This is a genomic window from Caulobacter sp. X (genome assembly GCF_002742635.1).
Taxonomy (GTDB): domain Bacteria; phylum Pseudomonadota; class Alphaproteobacteria; order Caulobacterales; family Caulobacteraceae; genus Caulobacter.
Genome location: NZ_PEGF01000001.1, coordinates 1 through 25,008, shown reverse-complemented (window position 1 = coordinate 25,008; position 25,008 = coordinate 1). Strand labels below are relative to the sequence as shown.

Annotated in this window: 28 protein-coding genes; 14 read left to right on the top strand and 14 right to left on the bottom strand. The window is 68.7% G+C overall.

Annotated elements, in window-relative coordinates; all coding sequences use genetic code 11:
- Window positions 1-83 precede the first annotated feature (83 nt).
- From copC to CSW60_RS00135, 3 genes are all read left to right on the top strand, one after another.
- Complete coding sequence (copC, locus tag CSW60_RS00145) at window positions 84-443, top strand: copper homeostasis periplasmic binding protein CopC (protein WP_062099965.1); 360 nt, start codon at window positions 84-86, stop codon at window positions 441-443.
- Between the two features lie 2 nt (window positions 444-445).
- The gene (gene copD / locus CSW60_RS00140) at window positions 446-1,375 is read left to right on the top strand and encodes a copper homeostasis membrane protein CopD (RefSeq protein WP_062099966.1); all 930 of its coding nucleotides are present in this window, start codon (window positions 446-448) and stop codon (window positions 1,373-1,375) included.
- Window positions 1,376-1,693: 318 nt separating this feature from the next.
- Window positions 1,694-2,200, top strand: coding sequence for a cation transporter (locus CSW60_RS00135; protein WP_197425318.1), 507 nt, complete (start codon window positions 1,694-1,696; stop codon window positions 2,198-2,200).
- A gap of 27 nt (window positions 2,201-2,227) precedes the next feature.
- On the opposite strand, the gene CSW60_RS00130 is transcribed toward CSW60_RS00135, so the two are convergent.
- The 8 genes from CSW60_RS00130 to CSW60_RS00095 form a co-directional block, all read right to left on the bottom strand.
- Entirely contained in the window at window positions 2,228-3,331 is a 1,104-nt protein-coding gene (locus tag CSW60_RS00130; protein ID WP_062099967.1) for an acyltransferase, read from the bottom strand.
- Window positions 3,332-3,388: 57 nt separating this feature from the next.
- The gene (locus tag CSW60_RS00125; protein WP_231737598.1) at window positions 3,389-3,727 is read right to left on the bottom strand and encodes a copper-binding protein; all 339 of its coding nucleotides are present in this window, start codon (window positions 3,725-3,727) and stop codon (window positions 3,389-3,391) included.
- A 34-nt stretch (window positions 3,728-3,761) separates the two neighbouring features.
- Window positions 3,762-5,033, bottom strand: coding sequence for a copper resistance protein B (locus tag CSW60_RS00120; protein WP_062099968.1), 1,272 nt, complete (start codon window positions 5,031-5,033; stop codon window positions 3,762-3,764).
- Complete coding sequence (locus tag CSW60_RS00115; protein ID WP_062099969.1) at window positions 5,030-6,910, bottom strand: copper resistance system multicopper oxidase; 1,881 nt, start codon at window positions 6,908-6,910, stop codon at window positions 5,030-5,032. Before CSW60_RS00115 ends, CSW60_RS00120 begins: the two co-directional genes overlap by 4 nt.
- Window positions 6,911-7,025: 115 nt before the next feature.
- On the bottom strand, window positions 7,026-7,598 hold the full coding sequence (locus tag CSW60_RS00110) for an RNA polymerase sigma factor (protein ID WP_062099970.1): 573 nt from the start codon (window positions 7,596-7,598) through the stop codon (window positions 7,026-7,028).
- Window positions 7,595-8,035: a periplasmic heavy metal sensor gene (locus tag CSW60_RS00105; RefSeq protein ID WP_062099971.1), complete on the bottom strand. Its 441-nt coding sequence runs from the start codon at window positions 8,033-8,035 to the stop codon at window positions 7,595-7,597. The genes CSW60_RS00110 and CSW60_RS00105 overlap by 4 nt, the downstream gene beginning before the upstream one ends.
- A complete protein-coding gene (locus tag CSW60_RS00100) occupies window positions 8,035-8,325 on the bottom strand; it encodes a hypothetical protein (RefSeq protein WP_062099972.1) in 291 nt (96 codons plus the stop codon). Before CSW60_RS00100 ends, CSW60_RS00105 begins: the two co-directional genes overlap by 1 nt.
- Before the next feature lie 211 nt (window positions 8,326-8,536).
- Window positions 8,537-8,995, bottom strand: a complete 459-nt coding sequence (locus CSW60_RS00095) for a DUF305 domain-containing protein (RefSeq protein ID WP_062099973.1) — start codon at window positions 8,993-8,995, stop codon at window positions 8,537-8,539.
- Window positions 8,996-9,079: 84 nt separating this feature from the next.
- On the opposite strand from CSW60_RS00095, the gene CSW60_RS00090 reads away from it, so the two are divergent.
- From CSW60_RS00090 to CSW60_RS00070, 5 genes are all read left to right on the top strand, one after another.
- The gene (locus CSW60_RS00090) at window positions 9,080-9,526 is read left to right on the top strand and encodes a hypothetical protein (protein ID WP_096033048.1); all 447 of its coding nucleotides are present in this window, start codon (window positions 9,080-9,082) and stop codon (window positions 9,524-9,526) included.
- Window positions 9,527-9,610: 84 nt separating this feature from the next.
- Window positions 9,611-9,871 carry a hypothetical protein gene (locus CSW60_RS00085; protein WP_062099975.1) on the top strand — a complete coding sequence of 87 codons (261 nt, stop codon included), beginning with the start codon at window positions 9,611-9,613 and terminating at the stop codon, window positions 9,869-9,871.
- Between the two features lie 78 nt (window positions 9,872-9,949).
- Window positions 9,950-11,176 (top strand): TolC family protein, encoded by a 1,227-nt coding sequence (locus tag CSW60_RS00080; protein WP_062099976.1) that lies wholly within the window; start codon window positions 9,950-9,952, stop codon window positions 11,174-11,176.
- Entirely contained in the window at window positions 11,173-12,693 is a 1,521-nt protein-coding gene (locus tag CSW60_RS00075; protein ID WP_062099977.1) for an efflux RND transporter periplasmic adaptor subunit, read from the top strand. Before CSW60_RS00080 ends, CSW60_RS00075 begins: the two co-directional genes overlap by 4 nt.
- Entirely contained in the window at window positions 12,690-15,812 is a 3,123-nt protein-coding gene (locus CSW60_RS00070) for an efflux RND transporter permease subunit (protein WP_062099978.1), read from the top strand. The genes CSW60_RS00075 and CSW60_RS00070 overlap by 4 nt, the downstream gene beginning before the upstream one ends.
- Window positions 15,813-15,860: 48 nt before the next feature.
- On the opposite strand, the gene CSW60_RS00065 is transcribed toward CSW60_RS00070, so the two are convergent.
- A complete protein-coding gene (locus CSW60_RS00065) occupies window positions 15,861-16,115 on the bottom strand; it encodes a heavy-metal-associated domain-containing protein (RefSeq protein WP_062100005.1) in 255 nt (84 codons plus the stop codon).
- 160 nt (window positions 16,116-16,275) lie between these two features.
- Here CSW60_RS00065 and CSW60_RS00060 point away from each other — a divergent pair, with 160 nt between their 5' ends.
- Window positions 16,276-18,762, top strand: coding sequence for a heavy metal translocating P-type ATPase (locus CSW60_RS00060; RefSeq protein ID WP_062099979.1), 2,487 nt, complete (start codon window positions 16,276-16,278; stop codon window positions 18,760-18,762).
- Window positions 18,759-19,208, top strand: coding sequence for a Cu(I)-responsive transcriptional regulator (gene cueR / locus CSW60_RS00055; protein WP_062099980.1), 450 nt, complete (start codon window positions 18,759-18,761; stop codon window positions 19,206-19,208). The genes CSW60_RS00060 and cueR overlap by 4 nt, the downstream gene beginning before the upstream one ends.
- Here cueR and flgC read toward each other — a convergent pair.
- From flgC to CSW60_RS00040, 3 genes are all read right to left on the bottom strand, one after another.
- The gene (flgC, locus tag CSW60_RS00050) at window positions 19,205-19,627 is read right to left on the bottom strand and encodes a flagellar basal body rod protein FlgC (protein WP_062099981.1); all 423 of its coding nucleotides are present in this window, start codon (window positions 19,625-19,627) and stop codon (window positions 19,205-19,207) included. The two genes, cueR and flgC, sit on opposite strands and share 4 nt — an antisense overlap.
- 85 nt (window positions 19,628-19,712) lie before the next feature.
- Complete coding sequence (locus CSW60_RS00045) at window positions 19,713-20,204, bottom strand: hypothetical protein (RefSeq protein WP_062099982.1); 492 nt, start codon at window positions 20,202-20,204, stop codon at window positions 19,713-19,715.
- An 89-nt stretch (window positions 20,205-20,293) separates the two neighbouring features.
- A complete protein-coding gene (locus CSW60_RS00040) occupies window positions 20,294-21,202 on the bottom strand; it encodes an NAD(P)/FAD-dependent oxidoreductase (protein ID WP_062099983.1) in 909 nt (302 codons plus the stop codon).
- 224 nt (window positions 21,203-21,426) lie between these two features.
- On the opposite strand from CSW60_RS00040, the gene CSW60_RS00035 reads away from it, so the two are divergent.
- Window positions 21,427-22,671: a type II restriction endonuclease gene (locus CSW60_RS00035; RefSeq protein ID WP_231737600.1), complete on the top strand. Its 1,245-nt coding sequence runs from the start codon at window positions 21,427-21,429 to the stop codon at window positions 22,669-22,671.
- Here the strand turns inward: CSW60_RS00035 and CSW60_RS00030 are convergent.
- Window positions 22,664-23,245, bottom strand: coding sequence for an RNA polymerase sigma factor (locus tag CSW60_RS00030; RefSeq protein ID WP_369800993.1), 582 nt, complete (start codon window positions 23,243-23,245; stop codon window positions 22,664-22,666). The two genes, CSW60_RS00035 and CSW60_RS00030, sit on opposite strands and share 8 nt — an antisense overlap.
- A gap of 2 nt (window positions 23,246-23,247) precedes the next feature.
- Window positions 23,248-23,679, bottom strand: coding sequence for a Spy/CpxP family protein refolding chaperone (locus CSW60_RS00025; RefSeq protein ID WP_231737602.1), 432 nt, complete (start codon window positions 23,677-23,679; stop codon window positions 23,248-23,250).
- Between the two features lie 35 nt (window positions 23,680-23,714).
- Here CSW60_RS00025 and CSW60_RS00020 point away from each other — a divergent pair, with 35 nt between their 5' ends.
- From CSW60_RS00020 to CSW60_RS00010, 3 genes are all read left to right on the top strand, one after another.
- On the top strand, window positions 23,715-23,936 hold the full coding sequence (locus CSW60_RS00020; protein WP_099535061.1) for a hypothetical protein: 222 nt from the start codon (window positions 23,715-23,717) through the stop codon (window positions 23,934-23,936).
- 113 nt (window positions 23,937-24,049) lie between these two features.
- Entirely contained in the window at window positions 24,050-24,340 is a 291-nt protein-coding gene (locus tag CSW60_RS00015; protein WP_062099987.1) for a hypothetical protein, read from the top strand.
- Between the two features lie 5 nt (window positions 24,341-24,345).
- Window positions 24,346-24,777 carry a Spy/CpxP family protein refolding chaperone gene (locus tag CSW60_RS00010; protein WP_231737602.1) on the top strand — a complete coding sequence of 144 codons (432 nt, stop codon included), beginning with the start codon at window positions 24,346-24,348 and terminating at the stop codon, window positions 24,775-24,777.
- The last annotated feature ends 231 nt before the right edge of the window (window positions 24,778-25,008 follow it).

Below are 25,008 nucleotides of genomic sequence, written 5' to 3'. Positions count from 1 at the left end.
ACAAAAAAGCCAGAACCGGGACGAGGGGCCGAAGCCGGGGCCGCGTATGGCCTTACGCAACCTCCTCTCTAGGACTGGATTCCATGAAAGTTCGCGCTCTCCTCCTCACCGTCATGGCCGTCTCGGCCCTGGCCGCCGGCCAAGCCAGCGCTCACGCCAAGCTGGTGTCGTCGAACCCGGCCGCCGCCGCCACCGTCGCCGCGCCCAAGACCATCACCCTGACCTTCAACGAGAAGCTGGCTCCGGCCTTTTCGAGCTTCGAGCTGGCCATGGCCGACGGCATGAAGGTGCCGGTAAAGACCACCGTCTCCAAGGATCGCAAGTCGATCAGCGGCACGCCGCAGGGCAAGCTGATGCCGGGCGGCTACAAGATCACCTGGCGCGCCGCCGCCGGTGAAGATGGTCACCGCATGGACGGCGTCGTCGCCTTCACGGTGAAGTAAGCATGGAAACGGCGGTCGTCCTGCTGCGGTGGGCGCAATATACGGCGGGCTTCGTCCTAATGGGCGGCGCGGCTTTTGCGCTCTACGCACTCCCCGCTCAGGGGCCCTCCAGCGCTGCAACGCTGGGCTGGCCCCGACGCATCCTGTGTGGGTCGGCCGTCGCCCTGCTGCTGACGACGGTGATGGGCCTGATCGCCCAGACCGCGGTCGTCGCCGGTTCGCTGGCCGACGCCCTGAACTTGCAGACGCTCAGCTCGGTGCTGACCGACATGGCCATGGGTCCCTCCTCGGCCATCCGCGCGGTCGTCGCCTTGCTGGCCGCCCTGATCCTTCTGACGCTGCGGCCCGGCGCGGCTTCCTGGTTCGTCGCCGCCCTTCTGGGCGCGATCGCCACCGCCAGCTTCGCCTGGATGGGCCATGGGGCGGCCACCGAAGGGTCCGGCGCCCTGCTCCATCTGGTCGCCGATATCCTGCATCTGGTGGCCGCGGCCATCTGGATCGGCGCCATCGCCTTCTTCATCGGCCTGGCCGCACGTCGGGGTGAACCCGACCGCGACCAGCTCACGGCCTTTCACGTGGCTCTGGCCGGCTTCTCCGGCATCGGCTCGGGTCTGGTCGCCGTCCTCCTGGCCACGGGGCTGGTCAACAGCTGGTTCCTGGTCGGTCCGGACGGGTTGGGCGGCCTGTTCTCGACCCTTTACGGTCGTCTTTTGCTGGTGAAGCTGGCGGCGTTCGGAGCCATGCTGCTCCTGGCTGCGGCCAACCGCTTCCGGCTCACCCCGGCGCTCAATGCGGCGCTGGAGGCTCCGGAACGGGCGCCAGCGGCGGTGGCCGAACTCAAGCGCAGCCTCGTGATTGAGGCCGGCGCGGCGCTGACTGTCTTGGCGCTGGTAGCCTGGCTGGGGCGCCTTGCGCCCATCGTGTCCCAGTAGGCGCCCGTCCCCCGGCGACGCCGGGCAGTCACGCCGGGACGCCGAGGGACGTCGTCACCCCTTAAGACGTCCCTCGGCGATCCTTCGCTCTCCCGCGTGGGCGCCCTGCCGATCCGATCGGACCAGGGCGCTTGACGCGACTAGGCCAGACCCTACCAGGCGGCGTGCAGGCCGTCGTCATCAAGGCCGCCTTCGGGCGGCCTTGAGCCTGTTCAACATCGGGGAAAGTCCATGAAGATTTCAAGCCCGTTGGCGCGCGCCGTCCTGATCGTCGCGGCGCTCAACCTGGCCTATTTCGGCGTTTAGTTCGCGGTGGCCATGCGGATCCAGTCGGCCTCGCTGCTGGCCGACGCGGTCGACTTCTTCGAGGACGCCGCCGTCAATCTGCTGATCTTCATCGGTCTGGGCTGGTCGATCGCCAACCGCGCCCGGCTCGGGCGCCTGCTGGCGCTGATCATCCTGGCTCCGGCCCTGGCGTTTCTATGGACGCTGTGGCGCAAGCTCGGCGCGCCGGTCACGCCCGCCGCGGACCTGCTGTCGCTGACGGGAGCGGGCGCGCTGGCGATCAATCTCTTCTGCGCTTTCCTGTTGGCCCGCCATCGCCACCATGCCGGAAGCCTGGCCAAGGCCGCCTTCCTGTCGGCGCGCAATGACACCATCGCCAATGTGGCGATCATCGCCGCTGGCGGCGCGACAGCCCTCACGCGCTCGCCCTGGCCCGATATTGTCGTTGGCCTGGGCATCGCGGCGATGAACATCGATGCGGCGCGCGAAGTCCTGGCCGCGGCCAAGGGCGAGAAGGACACGGCCGGCGCCCAACCCTAGGGTCGCGGCCCGGCCGTCTGGCGACGATCAGATTAGCGGCTCTCGCCGCGGCTCGGGCAGCGGACGCCGCGCGAAGGGATCGTGGGCGCGCAGCCAGTCGCGCGCCGGTCGCTCGACCAGATGATAGGCCGCCACCGACACCGCCAGGCAGACGACAAAGACGCCAAGCCAACCCACGAACGCGCCGATGCCGGAGAGATTGGGAGCCACGCGAACCAGGGCGTGGAAATAGGCGATGTCGACCGGCAGGTGGGTCATGTAGACCGCGTAGGACACCTCGCCCAGATAGACCATCGCCGGCGCGGTCATCAGCCCGGCGCGACCTTGCTTGGCGGTCTCGGCCAGACAGAAGATGACGAGCGCCAGGGCCGGCCAGATGTAGAGATCGCTCAGGCGCAGGGTGGCGGCCACCACGATCCAGGCCGTGGCGATCAGCGCCCCTGGCCCTGCCCAGCCGGCCGGCAAGGTCACCGAGGATCCGAGGCGATGCAGCGCAGCCCCCATCAGGAAGCTGGGGATGATCCGGATCGCGCCGATCTGGGCGGTCATGTCGGTGAAGAGCACGCCATGGCGCTTGGCGCTCAGGAACATCGCGGCGAACAGCAGCAGCGCCAGGCCCACCAGCAAGCGCGGTCGCGCGCGCAGGGCCAGCGACGCCATCGCCGCCAGTGGAAAGCCCAGATAAGCGAACCACTCGGCCGAGATCGACCAGGAGGGGAAGTTCCACTGCACGGTGGGCGTCGTGCCCCAGGCATGGATCAGCAGCAGGTGTTGGGGCAAGGATCGCAGGTCGAACGCCACGGGGTCGAAGGTCGCCCCCAGTTTCACGGCCAGCATCCAGATGGCCAAGGTGGCGGCCAGCGTGACCAGATGGACCGGATAGACCCGAGCCAGGCGCGCCCACAGGAAGGAGCCGTACTTGAAGCGCTTCTCGGCCACCGCCCGGGTATAGACGTGGCTGAGGATGAAGCCCGAGAGGATGAAGAAGAGATCGACGCCCAAATAGCCCTTGGCGATCAGGCCGTAGCGATCCAGGCCCAGCGTCAGGTGATCGCGAAAATGATAGACGAGCACCCAGAGCGCCGCGCAGATCCGTAGCGACGTGAGCGGACGGATGTCCGTTGGATACATGACCCCCCCCGAGAATCGTGACGGGGCCGGCGTTGATCGCCGGCCCCGTGGCGGCGACTAGAGCGCCTTCAGGCCGACGATGGTCTTGCCCTGCAGCTGGAAGCGGACCTTGGTCCCGACAGCCATCCCCTTGAGCAGGGCCGGGTCGGAGACCTTGAAGGCCATGGTCATGGCCGGCCACTTCAGCGCTGGGATGGCTTCGTGGGCCAGAGTGACGCTGGCGGCCTTGGCGTCGATGGCGCGGATCACGCCGGTGGCTTCGACCGGCGCGGCGGCCGGCATGGCGTGGTCGCCGTGACCGGCATGCTGGTCGCTCATGCCGGCCATCTGGGCGCCGGCGGGTTGCACGCTCGCGGCCAGGGCGGCGAAGGCGAGCAAGGACATCATGCGTTTCATGGGAGTCTCCTTGAGAGGGGCAAAGAAGAAGGGCCTAGAACCAGGCCCGCAGGCCGACGACGAAGCTGGTGTCGCTGACGTCGCGTCCGGCCGCGCGCGCCAGATCGGCGGTCTTGCCGACCGAGCGCTCGTAGGAGACGCCGATATAGGGCGCGAACTCGCGGCGGATTTCGTAGCGCAGGCGAAGCCCCAGCTCGGCCGTCGACAGACCCGAACCCGTTTCGGTTTCGGGGATGTTCTGGGCGGCGAAGTTGAGCTCGGCGCGAGGCTGCAGCAGCAAGCGCTGGGTCAAGCGCAGATCGTAGGCGCCTTCGACCCGCGCCAGCAGGTTTCCCTTGTTGGACAGGAAGACCGCGCCGCTGGCCTCCACCCAATAGGGCAGCAGGGTCTGGAAGCCGGCCGTCAGATAGGTGCGCGACTTGGGCTCCACATCCTGGCGCAGGCCGAACTGCAGGTCGGTATAGGGCGCCATGGCGCGTGAATAGAGAAGCTGTACTTCGCCAGCGTCGACGCCCTTGCGGTCGCCTTCACCCTCGGTCTTGACGACGAAGCGATTGATGTCGCCGCCGAACCAGGCCTCGCCTTCCCAGCGATAACCGTCCGCGCCGGAGCGAACCTGGCGCTCCAGGATGCTGGCCATCACCTGCGAGACCTGGGCGCCGCCGTGTTCACCGGCCAGCACCTTGCGCGCCCGGACCATCGCGCCCGGATCGAAGACCTTGTCGGCCAGGTAATCGACCGGCGGGGGCGGCGGGGGCGTCTCGTGCTCGGCGACCGGAGGCGCGCCCATCTCCATGCCGCCCTGCCCGCCGCTCATCGCGGACATGTCATGGCCAGCGGGCATCGCCATCGCCGCGCCGGGCTTGGCGTCGGCCGGCGCCATACCGTCCATCTTCATGTCGCCCATGGTCGACATGTCGTGGCCGGCCATCGGGGCGGCGGCGGGCTTGGCCGCGTCCATCTTCATGTCGCCCATGCCCGACATGTCATGGCCAGCGTGCGGATCGGCCGGCTTGGCCGCCGGCGCGGCGGGGGCCATGCCGCTCATGCCGCTCATCCCGGACATGTCGTGCCCGGCATGAGGGTCGGCCGCCTTGGCGGCCGGCTTCTTGGCCGGCGCCCTTTTCTTGGCGACCGGCGCGGCTTTCTTGGCGGGGGCCTTCTTCTTGGCGACCGGCGCCGAAGCGGCCGGCTTCATATCGTCCATCTTCATGCCGCCCATGGTCGACATGTCGTGGCCGCCTTGCTGGGCCAGCACCGGGCCAGCCCAGAGAACGGGCAGAAGAGCCAGAACCGAAACCTTCATCGCGCGGCCTCCCCTTGGGCGTCGCGCACGCTGAAGACCTGAAACATCCCGGCGTGCATGTGGTAGAGCATGTGGCAGTGGAAGGCCCAGTCACCGGTTTCGGCGGTGAAGTCGAAGCTGACCTTGCCGCCCGGCAGGACGATCACGGTGTGCTTGCGCGGCAGGTAGCCGCGTGGCCCGAAGGTCAGCTCGAAGAAGTGACCGTGCAGGTGAATGGGGTGGGCCATCATGGTGTCGTTCACCAGGGTGACGCGCACGCGCTCGCCGTTGCGGAAGGTGTAGGGCGGCGGCCCTTCGCTGAACTTGCGCCCGTCGAAACCCCACATGAACCGTTCCATGTTGCCGGTCAGGTGGATTTCCATCGATCGGCTGGGCGCGCGGGTGTCAGGGTTGGGCTCCAGGGCGACAAGGTCCTGATAGACCAGCACCCGGTGCCCGACGCTTTCCAGGCCCTGGCCCGGCTCACCGGTGCGATCGGCCGGCATCGGCGAGATCGTCTGCACGCCGGGGCCGAGCTTGACCCCCGGCGCGTTCAGCGGGTTGCGCATCGACATGTCCATGCCGCCCATGCCCGACATGTCGCCCATCGCGTCGGAGCCGCGCACGCGCGGCGCCGCCATGCCCGGCGCGGGCTTGACCGCCGGCATGGCGCCGTGGCCCATGGCCGCGTGATCCATGCCGCTCATGTCCATGCCCGGCATCGCCTTGCCGCCCATGTCCATGCCGTCCATCTTCATGCCGCCCATGTCCATGGACCCCATGTCCATGCCCATGTCGCGCATGTTGGCCAATGGACGGCTCCGCAGCGGCGGAACCTCGGCGCTCATGCCCAGGCGCGGCGCCAGGGTGGCGCGCCCCAGGCCCGAACGGTCGACCGACTCCGAGACGATGGTGAAGGCCTTGTCCTCGCGCGGCTGAACGATGACGTCGTAGGTCTCGGCGTTGCCGATCTGGAACTCATCGATCTCGACCGGTCGCACCGGCAGGCCATCGGCGGCCACCACGGTCATGCGCAGGCCCGGGATGCGAACGTTGAAGACCGACTGGGCCGCGGCGTTGATGAACCGCAGCCGCACGCGCTCGCCGGGCGAGAACAGGGCCGTCCAGTTGTCCTTGGGGCCGTGGCCGTTGATCAGGAAGGTGTAGGCCGCGGCGGTGACGTCGGAGATGTCGGTGGGGTCCATCAGCATCTTGGCCCACTCCCTCCGCTCGGCGAAGGTCTGGTCGCGGCCGGCTAGCAGGCCCGCCACGGTCTGGCGCTGATAGTTGAAGGCCCCACTCTGCTGCTTCATCTTCTTGAAGATGGTGTGGGGGTGCAGGCGGCTGTGATCGGACAGCACCACCACGTGCTCGCGATCGAAGGTGATCGGATCCTCGCCGGCCGGATCAATGATGATCGGCCCATAGTGACCCATCTGTTCCTGCAGACCCGAGTGACTGTGATACCAGTAGGTGCCCGACTGCTTGACCGTGAACTCGTAGGTGAAGGTCTCGCCCGGCTTGATGCCCGGGAAGCTCACGCCAGGCACGCCGTCCATCTCGAAAGGCACCAGCAGGCCGTGCCAGTGGATCGAGGTCTCCTCGTCCAGGGTGTTCTGCACCGAAAGCTTGACGCGCTGGCCCTCCTTCAGACGGATCAGCGGGCCGGGCACGGTGCCGTTGATGGTGACGGCATGGCCTTCGACGCCATCCACCCGGAACGGCGTGTGGCCGATCGTCAGCTTGATTTCCGAACCCGAGAGCGCGGGGGGCGAGCGACCGGCTTCAGCCGCCTTAGCCCAGCTGGGCAGCAGCCCGGAAAGCGCGGCCCCGCCGCCCAGCAGGCACAGGCCCTGAAGTAAGCGACGGCGGTCTAGAGCCGCATCGGATCGAAGCATGATAACCCTTTGGTCGAAGGTCCGCCGCCGGAGAAGCCCGAAGGGGCTGTGGCGCGGTCTTGACGGGGATTACGCAGCGCGGGGGCTCGGCCCTCACCGGCGCGTCGAAAAAGTATCAGCCCGGCGCAATCCATTCGGCCAGGCGCTTGCGCGCCCGATAGGCCCGGGTCTCGATGGTCTTGGCGCTGACGCCCAGGAGGTCGGCGGCTTCCTGTTGGGAGTAGCCTTCCAGATAGGTCAGGATCAGCGGCTCCTTGAGCTGAACCGGCAGGCGGGAAATCGCCGCTTCCAGCCGCGACAGTTGCTGGGCGCGTTCGGTTTGTGCCTCGGGATCCAGCCCCTCGTCGGCATAGTCGGGCGTACCGGGCGCATCGATCGAGCGTTCGCCCAGGATCAAGCGGCGCACGACCAGGCGGCGGCCATGGTCGCGGCATTTGTTGAGGGCGATGGCCCGCAGCCAGGTCGAAAACGGCCGAGCCGGATCGTAGCGGTCGAGCGCCTTCCAGGCGGCCACGAAACTGTCCTGAACGACATCGCGTGCGGCTTCCTGGTCGCCGACGTGACGGCGGGCAAAGGCGTGCAACGTTCCTTTGTGGCGGCGCATCAGCTGGCTGAATGCCGGCTCGTCGCCAGCCGCGGCCCGCCGCGCGAGGACGGCGTCCTCCGCTTCGCCGAGCCCTTCGGTCACGGCGCTTCGTTCGTGAGAGCCTGGGTGACGCGGCGATCGAACTTCTCCGCCTGCTCGGGAGTCAGCACCTTACGCATCGCCAGAACGTGCTGGACGGTTTCCAGTTGCAGGGCGCCCATGGCGGCGTGGAAGCGTTCAACGGCGGCCTGGACCTCAGGCGAATATTCGTGCCGTTCCTGGATGGCGGCAGCCAGCTGGGCGTTGGCGGCCCTCAGCTCGGCTTCGCGAGCCTTGCGACGCACTGAAAAATCCTGCTCGAGCACGTCGAGCTGGCGGTCCTGGTCCGCTGACAGCTTCAGTTCGTGGTGGACCATCTCGTGCAGCGAGACCGGGCGGCGCGTGGGCAGCAGACCGCAGGAACCGATCCAGGCCCCGGCCGCGCCGGCCAGGAACGCCAGGATGACGGTGAGGATCAGGCCACGGGTGATCTTGAGCATCAGCGACCGCCGCCCAGCAGGGTCGAGGGCGCCAGGTGTGCGTCCACCGAGAAGGCCGAGATTTCCGCCGGCTCGCGCGCGGCCGCCACGGCGGTGAAGGTGCCCCCCGCCAGGCCAACACCCAAGGCGGCGATCACGCAGGCCGCGCGCACGGGCAGAAGCGCGCTGGACATTCGGCGAGCGTCCCGGGCGCTATCGATGCGCGCCCAGATCTGGCCTTCGAGGCCATGCAACGATGCTGTCGGCGATCGCCTCAGCACCTCCAACATTTGATCGAGCTCATCGCTCATGGGTCGATCCCCTGACCTTGAAGTCTCACTATACGCAAGCGGCGCGCGGTCCCCCTCACTTAAGGACCCTTTGGCGCCGTGACCTAGCATCTTAGCGACAAATGGGGCGCGCAGTTGTCTTGTCCGTAGGGGGGGATCGCTCGGGCGGTAGCGCGGCGGACCGAGGGGGCGCGCCCTCGATCCGCGGCGTCAAACCCTGGAGACCGTCGGTTCAGCGGGCCAGCATGGTGCTCATCTGGTCGATCTCCTTCTTCTGGCCCTCGATGATGCCGGCGCAAAGGGTGCGGATTTCCGGATCGCGGATCGGGGCCTTGCCGCACATCAGGATCGCGCCGGAATGGTGAGGGATCATCGAGCGCAGGAACTCGCGGTCGCCGATCAGCCATTGCTGGCGAATAGCGGCAAAACACAAAATCCCGATCGCCAGGCTGGTGGCGATCAGGGCCCGGTTGAGGCCGGCCTTTGGATACATCATCCCCATCAGGGCCAGTTCCAGGACGATCATCGGTGCGGTCATCAGCCCGGCCATGTAGGCCTGGTTTAGGCTGGGGTGGATGCTCGAGGCCTTGTCGACCATGGCGTACATCAGGATGTACATGGCGATGAATGACAGGACGGTCATCACCGCCAGGCGAAGATAGGGTCCATGCTTGTCGTGGGAATGATCCATAGGCGTCGCTCCGTCAGGCGCGGTTTGAGGGATCTTCGGGATACGGCGCGCGCGAGCGCTTCCCTCAGCCCCTTAAGCGTGGCCATGCTCTTTTGTTTGACCGCCAGCCGGCGTATTCAGAACACCATGTGGAGCATCGCGCGCCTCATCCTTATGGTCTTGGCCCTGGCCGGCTTCGTCGGCCAGACCAGCGTGCGCGCCATGCCGATGACGCCAGACGCACCGCCCGCGGCGGCGCCCCTGTCGATGATGGACTGCGCCGACATGCCGGGCATGGGCGAGGCGCCCATGGCCATGGACGTCGGCAAGGCCCAGACGCCGGCCAAGACACCGGCCCCCGCGCCCTGCAAGAAAATGACGCCCGATTGCATCGGCAAGATGGGTTGCGGCACGGCGGCGATCCCCCCGCCCGCCACCTTGGCTTTCGCTGCCATCGCCCACTTCGCCGACGTCTCCTTCCAGATCGCAGAGCGCGACCATGACGGCCTCGATCCGTCGCCTCCCTTCATCCCACCGATAAGCCTGGCCTGAACGCGCGTCCGCACGTCGGACGCCCATGACCAGCGCTCGCCCGTCGCGCCTTGGACGGGCTTTCAATCGGTATGGAGAAGGTCGATGACCTCCAAGATGATCCTGGCGATCGGCGCTGGCGCGCTGTCGCTCACCCTGGCCGCTGCGGCTCAGGCCGCCGACATGCCGGCGCCCGCCAAGGACTACGTCCTGCGCGTCGCCCCGCCGTCACCGAACCCGCACGACGTGTTCCGTCGGACGATCCAGGTCCCGCGCGCGACGGACATGGCTCAAGCGCCGTGCGACTGCCCGATGATGAAGGGCGGTTCGGCCATGCGGGAACACTGCATGGACAAGTCGGCCTAACGACCTGACGTCCGGGACGCGTTGGCGGTCCGCCGTCGACGCGTCCTTTCCTCGACATCGCAAATACGGGAGCGCGTGATGCGCCTTGCCCTCTTGTGCGCGGCGGCCGTGCTGGTCGCGCCGTCCGCGAACGCCAGCCCCCTCACCTATGCCCAGGCCCTGGACGCGGCCGCGCGCTCGGCGCCCAGCCTCAAGGCCTCGGCGCTGAAGATCGACGCGGCCAAGGCCGAGGTCGGCCCGGCCGGCGCCCTGCCCGATCCGACGCTGGCGCTGGGGATCGACAACTTTCCGGTCTCGGGGCCGCTCGCCGGCCGCCTCGGCGCCGACGAGATGACCATGGGCCGCGTCGGCTACGCCCAGGACGTCCCCAATAGCCGCAAGCGCGCCGCCCGGGTCGAACGCGCCGAGGCTGGGGTGGCCACCGCCAGCGCCGAGGCCGTCCTGGAAGCTCGCCAAGTCCGCACGGCCGCCGCCATCGCCTGGATCGAGGCCGACTACGCCCATCGCCGCCTCGCGGCGATCGACGCCATTCTCGCCCAGCTCGAACCGCTATGGTCCGCCGCGCCATCGGCGGTCGCCTCGGGCAAGAGCCGTCCCGCGCAAGCCTTGGCGGTTCAGGCGGCGCGGGCGGCTCTGGAAGATCAGCGAGCCGAGGTCCAGGCCAGCGAGGTTCGCGCCTTGGCTCAGTTGGCCCGCTGGACCGGCGAAGATGATCCATCGACCGCCGGAGCGCCGCCACCAGTCGAAATCGACCCAGCAGTCCTGCGTGCCGGATTGGACCGCCATCCGTCCCTGGCCATCCGCGACGCCGCCGTCGGCGAAGCCCGCGCCGGAACGCGCCTGGCCAAGGCCGAGACTTCGCCCGACTGGGGCTGGGACGTTGCTTATCAGCGACGCGACCCGATGTTCGGCGACATGGTCTCGGCCGGCGTCACAGTCTCCCTGCCCCTCTGGAAACACACGCGTCAGGACCCGATGATCGCCGCCCGCGCCGCCGACCTGGGCCGCGCCGAGGCCCAGCGCGAGGATACGCGACGGACCTTACGCGCCCAGCTCGACTCGGATCTGGCCGATCACGTCATGCACCATGACCAGTGGCTCCGCGCCCGCGACCGGCTCGTCCCCTTGGCCAAGCAGCGGGCCGAGCTGGAGACCGCCGCCTACGGCGCTGGGACAACCGGCCTCTCCGATGTCCTCGACGCCTTCGCGGACTTGGCCAACGCCCAGCTGACCGCCCTCGACCGCGAGGCGGCCGTCGCCGTCGACGCCGCGCGCCTGACCCTCACCTACGGATCCGACCAATGACCTCCGCCCGTTCCCGCACGCCGGTCATCGCGGCCAGCGCCGCCACGCTCGTCCTGGTCGCCGGCGCTGGCGGTTATGGCCTGGCGCGCTTGACCGCCCAGCCCATGGCTGCCGCGCCGACCAACGCCGACGCGCGCAAGCCGCTCTACTGGTACGACCCGATGGTCCCGGGCCAGCACTTCGACAAGCCTGGCAAGTCGCCGTTCATGGACATGCAGTTGCTCCCTAAATACGCCGACGAGAAGGGTGCGGAAGATGGCGCCGTTCGGATCGACGCCGGCGCCGCCCAGAACCTTGGCCTCCGCACGGTCCAGGTGCGCGAGGGCCGCTTGCCCGGCGGTCTTAGCGTTCCCGGGACCGTCGAATTCAATCAGCGCGATGTCGCCGTGGTGCAGGCGCGCGCGGGCGGCTTCGTCCAGAAGGTCAATGCCCGCGCGCCCGGCGACGTGATCGCCGCCGGCGCGCCATTGGCCGACATCCTGGTCCCGGACTGGGGCGGCGCTCAGGCCGAGTACTTGGCGGTGCGCCGATCGGGTGATCCCGCGCTGATCTCGGCCGCGCGTCAACGCCTGAAGCTGCTGGGCATGTCCGAAGGCCTGGTCCAGGCCGTCGAGCGCGATGGTCGCCCCAGAACCATCATCACCATCCCGACGCCGAGTGGCGGCGTCATCACGCGCCTGGACGTCCGCGCTGGCATGACGGTGGCCATGGGCCAGACCCTGGCCGAGATCAACGGCGTGGGCCGTGTGTGGGTGACAGCCGCCGTCCCCGAGGCCCTGGCCGGCAAGCTGCGATCGGGTCAATCGGCGGGCGTCACCTTCACCGCCTGGCCAGGAGAGCGGTTCGATGGCCGCGTTCAGGCGATCTTGCCTCAGGTCCAGGGCGACAGTCGCACGGTCCAGGCCCGCATTGAGCTGGCCAACCCACAGGGCCGCCTACGACCTGGCCTTTTCGCCACCGTCACCTTTGCCGCCGCCGACAAATCAGCCCTGCTCATCCCATCCGAGGCGGTGATCCGCACCGGCCGGCGGGCCGTCGTGATGCTGGCCAGCGGCAATGGCCGCTACCAGGCCGTCGAGGTGCGCACTGGCGAGGAAGCCGGCGGCCAAACCGAGATCCTGGCGGGCTTGAACGCCGGACAGTCCGTCGTCGCGTCGGGCCAGTTCCTGGTCGACTCCGAGGCCAGCCTTTCCGGTCTCCAGGTTCGCCCCCTGCCCGCGCAACCGGCGATGTCGCCAATGCCCAGCATGGCGATGCCCCCGACGTCCAAAGTCGCTCCGACGTCGCCCCTGCTTCCCAGCGCCGAGGGCCGCATCGAGATGATCGACAAGGACGGTGTGACCATCTCGCACGGCCCGGTCCCAGCCATAGGCTGGCCGGCCATGACCATGACCTTCAGCGCTGACGCCCGCCAACTGCAAGGCCTGAAGGCCGGCGATCAGGTCACCTTCGCCTTCGAGCAGACCGCGCGGGGCGCGACGGTGCGGCGCATCGCCAAGATGGAGACGGCCCGATGATCGCCGCCGTCATCCGCTGGTCGGTCGCCAATCGCTTCTTTGTCTTGCTGGCGGCCCTGATCCTGGTCGTGGCCGGCGGCTTCGCGGTGCGCTCGACCTCGATCGACGCGCTACCCGATCTCTCCGACACCCAGGTGATCATCCGCACGAGCTATCCTGGCCAGGCGCCGCAGCTGGTCGAAAACCAGGTCACCTATCCGCTGGCCAGCACCATGCTGTCGGTCCCCGGGGCTAAGACCGTGCGCGGCTACTCGTTCTTCGGCGACAGCTTCGTCTACGTCATCTTCGACGACGCGACCGACCTCTACTGGGCGCGGTCGCGGGTGCTGGAATATCTCAACCAGGTCCAGTCGCGCCTGCCGGCCAGCGCCAAGCCGTCCCTGGGCCCCGACGCCACCGGCGTAGGCTGGGTGTTCGAATACGCCCTGGTCGACCGGCGCGACGGCCATGACTTGTCGCAGCTGCGCGGCCTGCAGGACTGGTTCCTGCGCTATGAGCTGAAGGGCGTGCCGGGCGTGGCCGAGGTCGCGCCGATCGGCGGCATGGTTCGGCAGTACCAGGTGGTCGTCGATCCGGCCAAGCTGGCCGGCTACGGCGTCACCCACCAGCAGGTCGTCGAGGCGCTCAAGGCCGCCAACGGCGAGGCCGGCGGCTCGGTGCTGGAACTGGGCGAGGCCGAATATATGGTCCGCGCCGGCGGCTACCTGAAAAGCCTCGACGACTTCCGCGCCGCTCCCTTGCGCACCGGCGTCGGAGGGACGCCCGTCACCATCGGCGATGTCGCCACCGTCCAGGTCGGCCCCGAGATGCGCCGAGGCGTCGCCGAGCTGAACGGCCAGGGCGAGGTCGCCGGCGGCGTCGTGGTGATCCGCTCCGGCGAGAACGCACGCGCGGTGATCGCCGCCGTGAAGACCAAGCTGGAGACGCTGAAACACAGCCTGCCGCCAGGCGTCGAGGTGGTCACCACCTATGACCGCTCGGGCCTGATCGACCGCGCCGTCCACAACCTCTCGAGCAAGCTGGTCGAGGAATTCCTGGTCGTGGCCTTGGTCTGCGCCCTCTTCCTGGGCCACCTGCGCTCGGCCCTGGTGGCGATCGTCACCCTGCCGCTGGGCGTGCTGGCGGCCTTCCTGGTGATGAAGAGCCAGGGCGTCGACGCCAACATCATGTCGCTGGGCGGCGTGGCCATCGCCATCGGCGCCATGGTCGACGCCGCCGTGGTGATGATCGAGAACGCCCACAAGCACCTCGAACGGTGGGCGCACGCACACCCCGACCAGGACCTGGCTCCGGCCGAACGCTGGCGCATCATCACCGAGGCCGCGGTCGAGGTGGGGCCGGCGCTGTTCTTCAGCCTTCTGATCATCACCCTGTCGTTCATCCCCGTCTTCACCTTGCAGGCCCAGGAAGGACGCCTGTTCCGCCCCTTGGCCCTGACCAAGACCTACGCCATGGCCGGCGCGGCGATCCTGTCGGTGACCCTGGTCCCGGTGCTGATGGGCTGGCTGATCCGGGGCCGCATCCCCAACGAAGCCTCCAACCCGATCAACCGGACCCTGACGGCGCTCTATCGTCCCACGCTCGACGCGGTGCTGGCCAAGCCCCGCCTGACGCTGATCGTGGCCGCCGTCGCCCTGCTGACCACGGCCTGGCCGCTGTCGCGACTGGGCGGCGAGTTCATGCCGGCGATGGACGAGGGCGACCTGCTCTACATGCCTTCGGCCCTGCCCGGTCTTTCCGCGGCCAAGGCCGGCGCCCTGCTCCAGCAGACCGATCGGCTGATCAAGACCGTGCCCGAGGTCGAGAGTGTGTTCGGCAAGGCCGGCCGCGCTGAGAGCGCCACCGATCCCGCGCCGCTGGAAATGTTCGAAACCACTATCCGCCTCAAGCCTCGCAACCAATGGCGGCCGGGCATGACACCCGACAAGCTGGTGGCGGAGCTGGACCGGACCGTCCGCGTCCCAGGCCTGACCAATGTCTGGGTTCCACCGATCCGCAACCGCATCGACATGCTGGCCACGGGGATCAAGAGCCCGATCGGGGTGAAGGTCTCGGGCGCGGATCTCGCCCAACTCGACGACGTGGCTCGGCGGATCGAAACCGTGGCCAAGACCGTGCCGGGTGTCAGCTCCGCCCTGGCCGAGCGCCTGACGGGCGGCCGCTATATCGACGTGACCATCGATCGGACCGCGGCGGCTCGCTACGGCCTCAATATCGCCGACGTCCAGTCGATCGTCTCCAGCGCCATCGGCGGCGAGACCATCGGCGAGACGGTGGAGGGCCTGGCCCGCTATCCAATCAGCGTCCGCTACCCGCGCGAGTTGCGCGATAGCCTGGACGGCCTGCGAACCTTGCCGATGCTGACGCCCAGCGGTCAGCAGATCACGCTGGGAACCGTGGCCGATGTCCGCGTCACCGATGGCCCGCCGATGCTGAAGACCGAGAACGGCCGTCCCACCACCTGGGTCTATGTCGATGTCCGCGACCGCGATCTGACCTCGGTCGTCACCGACCTGCAGAAGGCGGTGGCACGCGAGGTCCGAACGCCGCCCGGCGTCAGCCTCTCCTATTCGGGCCAGTTCGAGTATCTGCAGCGCGCTGCCGACCGCCTGAAGATCGTCGTGCCGGCCACTCTGCTGATCATCTTCGTGCTGCTCTACGCGATCTTCCGCCGCTTCGATGAGGCGGGACTGATCATGGCCACCCTGCCGTTCGCCCTGACCGGCGGAATCTGGACGCTCTACCTGCTCGGCTACCACCAGTCGGTCGCCACCGGCGTTGGGTTCATCGCCCTGGCGGGGGTCGCCGCCGAGTTCGGCGTGGTGATGCTGATCTATCTCAAGCACGCGCTCGACGCGCTGCCTCCGGATCCAACGACGGATCAGGTCGCCCAGGCGGTGCGTGACGGCGCCCTGCTGCGGGTGCGGCCCAAGGCCATGACCGTGGCGGTGATCCTTGCGGGTCTCATGCCCATCCTGCTGGGCCACGGCGCGGGCGCCGAGGTGATGAGCCGCATCGCCGCGCCGATGATTGGCGGCATGCTGAGCGCGCCGCTGCTGTCGATGTTCGTAATCCCGGCCGGCTATCTGCTGCTGCGTCGACGGACAGCGCGACGATAAAGCGCAAAAAGGCACGCGTCGCGGTCTGGCGACGCGTCCCGGATCGACCTAACCGCGGCCGCAGCAGCCCTTGACTGGCGCCGGCCCGCCACCGGCCGCGGCCATCGCGATGGGCACGGGTGTGTAACCGGCCGCGGTGATGGCGGCCGCTACCGGCTCGGGCCTGGCCTCGGTGTCCACGGCGACTTGCTTGGCCGACAGATCGACCTGGACCCGAGCCTTGGGGTCCAGCGCGACCAGGGCCTCGGTGATGGCCTTGGCGCAGTGGCCGCAGCTGATGTCCTCGACGGCGAAACGAAGCATGGAAGTCTCCTTGTGATCGGCTTCGTTGCGGTACATGGGGCTTCCCACCATGGGAAGGTCAAGGGCGCCGTCTCTGGATCGACGATCTTCGACAACGGCTTGACCTTACCATGATGGGAAGGATCATCAGGATCGGGCACCCTTTGCAGGAAAGCCGCCAATGCCCGCTCCGACCTTCGATCCGATCGATATTCCTGTGCTGGGGATGACTTGCGCCAGCTGCGTGCGCCGGGTGGAGACGGCCATCGCCGCCGTTCCCGGCGTCAGCGCGGCCGCCGTCAACCTGGCGACCGAACGCGCCCAGGTCCGGTTCAGCGAGGGCGGTCAGACAAAGGCCGTCGTCGACGCCATCCGCAAGGCCGGATACGAGCCGCTCTCCAGGACAATGGACCTGGTGATCGAGGGCATGACCTGCGCCAGTTGCGTGGGTCGGGTCGAACGCGCGCTCGCCAGTGTTCCGGGTGTGCTCGACGCCACGGTCAATCTGGCCACCGAGCGCGCCAGCGTGACCGTTCTTGAAGGCCTCGAACCCGCCGGGCTGATCGGCGCCATCGCCGCGTCGGGCTATTCGGCCCACATCGCCCCAACCGCCTCGGCCGAGAACGCCGACCGCCAGCAGCAGGCTCGCGAACACGAGATCAAGGGCCTCAAGCGCGACGTGGCGCTGGCCGCGGCCGCCACCTTGCCGCTGTTCATCGTCGAAATGAGCCGCCACTTCGTGCCCGGCGCACATGCCTGGCTGATGACCTATCTGCCCGATGCGATCTGGCGGCCGGCCAGCTTCCTGCTCGCCGCCGCTGTGCTGCTGGGTCCGGGCTTGCGCTTCTATCGCAAGGGCGTTCCGGGCCTGCTGCGCGGTGCGCCCGACATGAACGCCCTGGTCGTGCTGGGGGCCAGCGCCGCATTCTTGTTCTCGGCGGTGGCCACCTTCGCTCCGGCTTGGCTGCCAGCCGGCGCCGACCAGGTCTATTACGAGGCCGCCGCGGTCATCGTCACCCTGGTGCTGGTGGGCCGACTGTTCGAGGCCCAGGCCAAGGGCCGCACCAGCGAAGCGATCAAGCGGCTGATGACCTTGCAGGCCAAGACCGCCCGGGTCGAGCGCCAAGGCGTGATCCTGGACGTCGCCATCGGCGAGGTCCGGGTCGGCGACATCGTCCTGGTCCGGCCCGGCGAGCGCCTGCCCGTCGACGGACAGGTCCTCGACGGCGCCTCGTTTGTCGACGAGTCGATGCTGACGGGCGAGCCGATCCCCGTGGAGAAGAGCGCCGGAGCCAGTGTCACTGGCGGCACGCTCAACAAGAACGGCACCTTGCGGTTCCGCGCCGACAAGGTCGGCGCGGCCACCATGCTGGCCCAGATCGTCCGCATGGTCGAAAGCGCCCAGGGCGCCAAGCTGCCGATCCAGGCCCTGGTCGATCGCATCACCGGCTGGTTCGTGCCGGCGGTGATGGCCGCGGCCTTGCTGACCTTCGTCGCCTGGCTGGTTTTCGGCGCCTCCCCGGCCCTGAGCTTCGCCCTCGTCAACGCCGTGGCTGTGCTGATCATCGCCTGTCCCTGCGCCATGGGCCTGGCCACCCCGACCTCGATCATGGTCGGAACCGGCAAGGCCGCCGAACTGGGCGTGCTGTTCCGGCGCGGCGAGGCCCTGCAAGGATTGGCCGACGTTCAGGTCGTGGCGTTCGACAAGACCGGCACCCTGACCCTGGGTCACCCGGCGCTCACCGACCTGCAGCCCGCGCCTGGCTATCAGGCCGAAACGGTCCTGGCGCTGGCGGCCGCTGTCGAGGCCCAGTCCGAGCACCCCATCGCCCTGGCCGTGATCGATGCGGCCCGCGCCAAGGGCCTGGACATCGACACAGCCGAAGGCTTCGAAGCCGCGGTCGGACACGGCGCCCAAGCCGTTGTTGGCGGCCGGCGGGTCCAGATCGGAGCCGATCGCTTCATGGCCAGCCTGGCCATTGCGGTCGAGGCCTTCGCGCCAGAGGCCGAGCGGTTGGCCGGCGAGGCAAAGACCCCGCTCTATGTCGCCATCGACGGCGTGCTGGCCGGCCTGCTGGCGGTGGCCGACCCGATCCGCCCGACCAGTCTGGCGGCGGTGCGGGCGCTTCAAGCCCAGGGCCTGAAGGTGGCCCTGGTCACCGGCGACAACGCCGTCACCGCCCGAGCCGTGGCCGATCGCCTGGGCCTGGACGAGGTGGTTGCTGAGGTGTTGCCCGATGGCAAGATCGCCGCCGTCGAGGCCTTGAAGGCCCAGTTCGGACGGGTGGCCTTCGTCGGCGACGGGATCAACGACGCGCCCGCCCTGGCCGCGGCCGACATTGGCCTGGCCATGGGCGGCGGCTCGGACATCGCCATCGAGAGCGCCGATGTCGTATTGATGCGCGGCGATCCGCGCGCGGTGGCCACGGCCCGGGCTCTAAGCCGAGCGGTGCTGGCCAACATCCGCCAGAATCTGATCTGGGCGTTCGGCTACAACGCCGTACTCATCCCCGTGGCGGCAGGCGCGCTCTATCCGCTGTTTGGCCTACTGCTTTCGCCTATGGTCGCGGCCGGCGCCATGGCGCTGTCGAGCGTCAGCGTCCTGGCCAACGCGCTGCGCCTGCGCGGCTTCAAGGACGCCGCCAGCCTGGAAGGAACACCCGCATGAACATCGGTCAGGCCGCGCGCGCATCCGGCGTCACCGCCAAGATGATCCGCTACTACGACGAGATCGGCCTGGTGCGGCCGGTCAGTCGGACCGACGCCAACTATCGCGAATATGACGCGCGGGAGGTCAACGAGCTGCGCTTCATCAAGCGGGCGCGCAGCCTGGGCTTTTCAATGGAGGAGATCACCGGGCTTCTCTCGCTCTGGCGCGACCGGGGCCGGCCCAGCCGCGAGGTCAAGGCCATTGCCGACAAGCACGTGGCCGCGCTCGATACGCGGATCGCCGAAATGCAGGCCATGGCCGACACCCTGCGGCACCTGTCCCATTGCTGCGCCGGAGACGACCGGCCCGAGTGTCCGATCCTGGCGGATTTGACCGGCGGAAGCGAGCCGACATCGGCGCGTCCCAAGCAGGCCGCCCACGGCCGCAGGCGTGGGCGCGACTAGGTCTTGTCGAGCAAGGACAGGGTGCTCTTTTCCATCGCGTCCAGGTTCTCCAGGACGTTGAGATTGGCCTCGTAGGCCCGCATCGCCTGCTTCATGTCCAGCCCCTCGGCCAGACCGTTGACATTGGGGGTCAGGACATAGCCGGCCGCATCCGCCGCCGGATGGCCAGGCTCATAAGCCTTGGGAAAGGGCGACGGATCTGGCCGCACGCGGCTCATCTCCACGCCCTGTCCCTCGCCGAGGTCCTTGACCTCGAAGACCGGGATCTGGCGGCGATAGGGCTCCGCGCCTGGCGTCGATCCCGTCGAATTGGCGTTGGCCATGTTCTCGGCGATCACCCGCATGCGGCCCTGCTGGGCGCGCAAGGCCGAGGCGGCGATCGCCGCCCCGCCCCCATCTCCATGGCCGATCTTGCTCATCGTCACCTCCTGGCGGTGGAAAGACGCGCGCCGCCCAGGCCGGCGGCGGCCGGAACCAGCGGCCAGACGTCGAAAGGTCTGACGCTCATGGCGCGAGATCGGGTTCGGCCGCATGGTCCATGGCGCTGTAGCGCACTTCCAAGCGCGCCACGGCCGCGTCCGAGACACCCTTGAGCAGGACATCATAGCGAGCCGGCTGGGCGTCTTTGCCGGGCGGCAGCAGACCGCTCCAATGGGTGACGGCCCTGGCCAGGATCGCGCCACCGCCGTCGAAAGCGGTGACATCCAGATGCGCCGTCAGCGGCGGCGCGGCGGCATGGATGCTGCTGGTGACCTTGCCCAGCACCCAAAGCCCCTTGGGCGTCGGCAAGGTCGTGGTCGTCAGGATGGTGACGGGCGGCGCGTCGACGCGATCGATGTGCGCCGGTTCCTGGGCCGCGGCCAAAACCGGCATGAGCTGAGCCAGGGTCGTGCTGGCCATCAGCACCGCCGCCGCGCCGAAGAGCCAGGCGTTGGGCGACAGACCGGTCCCGCGCGCCGTTGAGCGCCGATCGGGGCGCCGTGAACGCCAAGCCATGCTTAAATCGCCTCCCAGAACGAATGGGCCTTCGACTCTGTGTACGCGAGCCAAGGCGTTACCCCTCGCCCGTCACCTCCGCCGAAGGATCAGGCCAAATCGGCGGCCTGCTCGCGAAGGAGGTTGTGGATGGCGGTTGCGGCGATCGCCGCCTCGCCGACGGCGACGCTGATCTGGTTGAGCCCTCGCACCACGTCGCCGGCCGCGTAGAGACCTGGGCGAGAGGTCTTCTGATGCCCGTCGACGATCGCGCAGCCGCCCGCATCCAGCGCCAGATCAAGCGACGCCAGAAGCCGTGTCTGAGGCTCCACGCCCAGCGCGCCGTAGATGGCGTCGAAGGGCGCCAGCTCGCGCCCGTGGGCGTCGCTCGCCCGGACCACACCACCGGCGAAGCGCACGGATCCTGGCTGCGTCGCCTCGAGCGCCACGCCGGCTTGGCGCAAGTCGGCCGCCATCGTCGCGGAGAGTTCGCGCCCGTCGCTGAGCAGGGTGACCGAGGCGCTGTAGGCGCGCAGGAAGAGCGCTTCGCGGGCGGCATGGTCGCCATCGCCGATCACCGCAACCCTCTTGTTGATCGCCTCGAAGCCGTCGCAGATCGGGCAGAACCGCAGGACCCCTTGCTGCACAGCCGCCTGGGCGTCGAGCAGTTGGGGCCAGCGGTCGCGCACCCCGGTGGCGACCAGCACGGTGCGCGCCCGCACCACCTGCCCCTTGAAGATGACCCGCCAGTCGCGCGCCTGAGCCTCCAGCGCCAGCACCTCCCCGCCCCACTCGGGCTTGCCGTAGGGCAGCATCTGGCGTTGCAGGCGCCGCAGGAGGTCCAGGCCGCCGATCCCCTCGGGAAAGCCCGGGTAGTTGTGACTGCGCGGGATCATCGCCACGCGGCTGCCGCCGCGTTCGGCGATCAGCACGGTGCGTCGAAACCGGAGCAAATAGAGCGCGGCGACCAGGCCCGCGGGGCCAGCTCCGATGATCACGCAGTCGACGGGGTCGGACATCGGGCAGCATCCGGGTCAGAGGTCAGGATCGGGCGGCCCGGCGCGAGCGCAGCGTCCGCGCTGGATATACGCAGCCGCCGCCTGGCGCCCTCGCGCCTGGCCCCGGGCACAACGCGGGCGCACAGAATGGGTCTGGCGCCGCTGGGTCCAAAGCGCTTTGCTGGCCAAGCGCCGCCACGCCGATTCAAGGCGGCCAGGAGGGGCCTTAAGTGTCGGATGCTTTGATGCGGGAGCTGTTGGGCCGCTGGCGGGACGATCCACGCGGCGCCTATCGCGGCTGGTTTCTGTGGGAAGACCGGCTGAAGAACTTCAGGTCGATCCGGCGCGGCGTCCAGCAGGTCGCCGCCGAGATCGAGACCAACCGGTTTGGCGTGACCTATCGCGGCTCATCGCTGGAGACCGTCGTCCACTCGATCGCCGAGCAGCGGCAGGTGTTCAAAGGCGCCGACCACGCCTTTCTGTGGAAGCCCAAGCTGCGCATCCCCGACATCTATGAGAACCCCGACAACCAGCGGGCCTTTGGCCGCCTGCTGGACGCCTGCGTCTGCTGCGACACCGAAGAGCACGTTCTGGCCGAGATCCATCGCATCGACGCGCTGAAGATCAAGGGCCTGGGACCGGCGGTCGCCAACATCCTCTATTTCCTGCACCCGACCATCGCCCCGCCGTTCAACACCGCCATTGTCCGGGGCTACAACGCCCTGACCGGGGCCAATGTGAAGCTGGGGCGCTGGGACCAGTACCTGGCCATGCGCCAAGGCCTGATCGCCTTCAACCAGCGCCATCGCGACCTGCTATCCAACGACCTGGGCGCGGTCGCCGCTTTCTGCTTCGATCTGGGCATGGGCCTCTATGCGCCGCCGCCGCGCGCCGACGACGAAGCAGCCCGCCAGGCCTTCGTCGCCGACCTGGCCAAGGTCCGCTCGCAAGCCGCCACCTCGACGCCGGCCGAAGCCGACGACCGGACCCATACCCAGATCCAGGGCTGGTTGCGCGATCTGGGGCTGGCGCTGGGCTATCAGGTCTGGATCGCTCAGAACGATCGCGGCCGCGCCTATGGGACGGGCCGGCTGGGCGACCAATGCCTGCCAAGGCTTCCGGCCGAGCTTGAGGGCCGCCCCGGCGCCGAGGCGGTGCGCCTGATCGACGTGCTATGGCTGGACGCGGCCGGCGCTATCGTCGCCCCCTTCGAGGTCGAGCACACCACGTCGATCTATTCGGGTATCGTGCGGATGCTGGACCTAGCCCTAGGCGGAGAGACCAGCGGCCTGCACAGCCTGTTCCTGGTCGCGCCCGACAAGCGTGAGACCGATGTCCGCGCCCAGATCGCCCGGCCCGCCTTCAGCCGCATCGCCGATCTCAGCGTCCGCTACCTGCCCTACAGCGCCCTGGAGAAGCATCGCGACGCCATCGGCCAGTTCGGCGCGGGGATCGCCGCCCTGGAGAAGGTGTCCCACCGCCTCACCTGATCGGCGCCGACCGGTCGAGGGCCAGATCCTTGCCTAGCAGCTTGCGCGCCCGATAGACTCGGGTCTCGATCGTCTTGACCGAGACCTTCAGGACGTCGGCGGCCTCCTGCTGGCTCATGCCTTCGAAGGCCGTCAGCAGCAGCGCCGCCTTCAGCGCCGAGGGCAGCCTGGCGATGGCGCGGCCCAGGCGCGCGGCCGCCTCGTCCTGCAGCACGCCGGTTTCGGCGCTGGCGGCCGGATCGGGGGTCGCCAGCGCCTCTGCGTCGTCCAGGCCGCGCGCGCCGAACACCAGCCTGCGCACCATCATGCGCCGTCTGCGGTCGCGAGCCTTGTTGATGGCGATGGTGCGCAGCCAGGCGCCGAACGAGCGGTCGGGATCGTAGCGCTTCAGCGCGCCCCAGGCGGCGATGAAGGCCTCATGCACCGCCTCATAAGCCTCATCGGCGTCGTCGGTGTAACGGCGCAGCAGACGATAGAGCCGCTCCTTGTGGCGGCGCACCAGGACGGCGAAGGCCTGATCGTCGCCAGCCGCCGCCCGTTCGGCGAGTGCGTTGTCGGACGCTTGGCTGTCCACGGTCAGCGCGCATCTTCGGTCAGGGATCGCACGACGGCCTGATCGAACCGGGCGGCTTGCTGGGGTGTCAGCTCCCGGCGCATGCCCACCGTGTGGACGATGGTTTCCTTCTGCAGCGCCCCCATGGCCTCATGCACCCGGTCGATCGCCCGCTGTACCTTGGGGGTATAGGCGTGCGTCTCCTGGATGGCCTGGGCCAGCTCGATATTGGCCGTGCGCATCTCCGCTTCGAGCTTCAGTCGGCGGGTTTCGTGATCGCTTTCGATGTCGGCGATGCGCTGCTTCTGAGCGGCGCTGAGACGCAGTCCGTGATGAACCAGCTCATGAAGCGCCGGTGGACGCGCGCCCAGGGTGATCAGCTGCGCGCCGGTCCACACGCCCAGCAAGGCCACGACCAGCGACAGGCACAAGGTCAGGGCCGTGCTGCGGACCATGCCCACTAACGCCCCTCCAGCAGGCGGATGGGGCCTTGCCCGCCTTCTTCGCCCCCAGCCTGGACTACGGGGTCTACACCTTCCGCGCGGACCTGCCGACCGACGGAACCTGGGCGCTGAAGTTCACCGCCAAGATTCCTGGCGAAGCCCAGCCCGTCGCCGCCAGCGTTACCTTCAAGGTCGTCGGACGGTTGACGCCGCCCCAGGGCGCGGGCGCGCCGACATCCTCGCCGACACCGCTCCCGAACCGCCGTTAGCCGTCCACCCGGCAAGGGTCTCGACCCGAGCTTCTGAAGATCGCGCAAGCGTCGCAGGGGGCGCGCCGCCCTGACGCGTATCCGCTTTGGGGAGAGCTTGAAGGATCCTGCACATGACCGAGCCTTTGGATGAGCTGATCGGGCGCCTGGCGGCCCGCCCGGCCGACAGGTCGCTGGACGGCCTGGAGGCCGAAGTCGGCCGGGGGATCGCCGCGTTGCGGCGTGAGGCTCTGGTCCAGGCGGCCATGGCCCCCGTCCAGATCGCCTCGGTAGTGCTGGCCCTGGCCATGGGCCTGACCGCTGGCAGCGCCCTGGCCGCCTCCACGGTCGAGCCTCAACGCGACTACGGTCTGTTCGCGAGCGCGGCGCGGCTGGCCCCGTCCAGCCTGCTGGAGGGGCGTTAGTGGGCATGGTCCGCAGCACGGCCCTGACCTTGTGCCTGTCGCTGGTCGTGGCCTTGCTGGGCGTGTGGACCGGCGCGCAGCTGATCACCCTGGGCGCGCGTCCACCGGCGCTTCATGAGCTGGTTCATCACGGACTGCGTCTCAGCGCCGCTCAGAAGCAGCGCATCGCCGACATCGAAAGCGATCACGAAACCCGCCGACTGAAGCTCGAAGCGGAGATGCGCACGGCCAATATCGAGCTGGCCCAGGCCATCCAGGAGACGCACGCCTATACCCCCAAGGTACAGCGGGCGATCGACCGGGTGCATGAGGCCATGGGGGCGCTGCAGAAGGAAACCATCGTCCACACGGTGGGCATGCGCCGGGAGCTGACACCCCAGCAAGCCGCCCGGTTCGATCAGGCCGTCGTGCGATCCCTGACCGAAGATGCGCGCTGACCGTGGACAGCCAAGCGTCCGACAACGCACTCGCCGAACGGGCGGCGGCTGGCGACGATCAGGCCTTCGCCGTCCTGGTGCGCCGCCACAAGGAGCGGCTCTATCGTCTGCTGCGACACCGAAGAGCACGTTCTGGCCGAGATCCATCGCATCGACGCGCTGAAGATCAAGGGCCTGGGACCGGCGGTCGCCAACATCCTCTATTTCCTGCACCCGACCATCGCCCCGCCG

Coding starts and splice junctions, on each gene's coding strand:
- cueR (WP_062099980.1), top strand. CDS start 18,759: ATGAACATCGGTCAGGCCGCGCGCGCATCCGGCGTCACCGCCAAGATG.
- CSW60_RS00130 (WP_062099967.1), bottom strand. CDS start 3,331: ATGTATCCAACGGACATCCGTCCGCTCACGTCGCTACGGATCTGCGCG.
- CSW60_RS00040 (WP_062099983.1), bottom strand. CDS start 21,202: ATGTCCGACCCCGTCGACTGCGTGATCATCGGAGCTGGCCCCGCGGGC.
- CSW60_RS00035 (WP_231737600.1), top strand. CDS start 21,427: ATGCGGGAGCTGTTGGGCCGCTGGCGGGACGATCCACGCGGCGCCTAT.
- CSW60_RS00075 (WP_062099977.1), top strand. CDS start 11,173: ATGACCTCCGCCCGTTCCCGCACGCCGGTCATCGCGGCCAGCGCCGCC.
- flgC (WP_062099981.1), bottom strand. CDS start 19,627: ATGAGCAAGATCGGCCATGGAGATGGGGGCGGGGCGGCGATCGCCGCC.
- CSW60_RS00025 (WP_231737602.1), bottom strand. CDS start 23,679: ATGGTCCGCAGCACGGCCCTGACCTTGTGCCTGTCGCTGGTCGTGGCC.
- CSW60_RS00070 (WP_062099978.1), top strand. CDS start 12,690: ATGATCGCCGCCGTCATCCGCTGGTCGGTCGCCAATCGCTTCTTTGTC.
- CSW60_RS00080 (WP_062099976.1), top strand. CDS start 9,950: ATGCGCCTTGCCCTCTTGTGCGCGGCGGCCGTGCTGGTCGCGCCGTCC.
- copD (WP_062099966.1), top strand. CDS start 446: ATGGAAACGGCGGTCGTCCTGCTGCGGTGGGCGCAATATACGGCGGGC.
- CSW60_RS00135 (WP_197425318.1), top strand. CDS start 1,694: ATGCGGATCCAGTCGGCCTCGCTGCTGGCCGACGCGGTCGACTTCTTC.
- CSW60_RS00045 (WP_062099982.1), bottom strand. CDS start 20,204: ATGGCTTGGCGTTCACGGCGCCCCGATCGGCGCTCAACGGCGCGCGGG.
- copC (WP_062099965.1), top strand. CDS start 84: ATGAAAGTTCGCGCTCTCCTCCTCACCGTCATGGCCGTCTCGGCCCTG.
- CSW60_RS00115 (WP_062099969.1), bottom strand. CDS start 6,910: ATGCTTCGATCCGATGCGGCTCTAGACCGCCGTCGCTTACTTCAGGGC.
- CSW60_RS00015 (WP_062099987.1), top strand. CDS start 24,050: ATGACCGAGCCTTTGGATGAGCTGATCGGGCGCCTGGCGGCCCGCCCG.
- CSW60_RS00125 (WP_231737598.1), bottom strand. CDS start 3,727: ATGAAACGCATGATGTCCTTGCTCGCCTTCGCCGCCCTGGCCGCGAGC.
- CSW60_RS00085 (WP_062099975.1), top strand. CDS start 9,611: ATGACCTCCAAGATGATCCTGGCGATCGGCGCTGGCGCGCTGTCGCTC.
- CSW60_RS00105 (WP_062099971.1), bottom strand. CDS start 8,035: ATGCTCAAGATCACCCGTGGCCTGATCCTCACCGTCATCCTGGCGTTC.
- CSW60_RS00010 (WP_231737602.1), top strand. CDS start 24,346: ATGGTCCGCAGCACGGCCCTGACCTTGTGCCTGTCGCTGGTCGTGGCC.
- CSW60_RS00060 (WP_062099979.1), top strand. CDS start 16,276: ATGCCCGCTCCGACCTTCGATCCGATCGATATTCCTGTGCTGGGGATG.
- CSW60_RS00095 (WP_062099973.1), bottom strand. CDS start 8,995: ATGGATCATTCCCACGACAAGCATGGACCCTATCTTCGCCTGGCGGTG.
- CSW60_RS00120 (WP_062099968.1), bottom strand. CDS start 5,033: ATGAAGGTTTCGGTTCTGGCTCTTCTGCCCGTTCTCTGGGCTGGCCCG.
- CSW60_RS00090 (WP_096033048.1), top strand. CDS start 9,080: ATGCTCTTTTGTTTGACCGCCAGCCGGCGTATTCAGAACACCATGTGG.
- CSW60_RS00100 (WP_062099972.1), bottom strand. CDS start 8,325: ATGAGCGATGAGCTCGATCAAATGTTGGAGGTGCTGAGGCGATCGCCG.
- CSW60_RS00065 (WP_062100005.1), bottom strand. CDS start 16,115: ATGCTTCGTTTCGCCGTCGAGGACATCAGCTGCGGCCACTGCGCCAAG.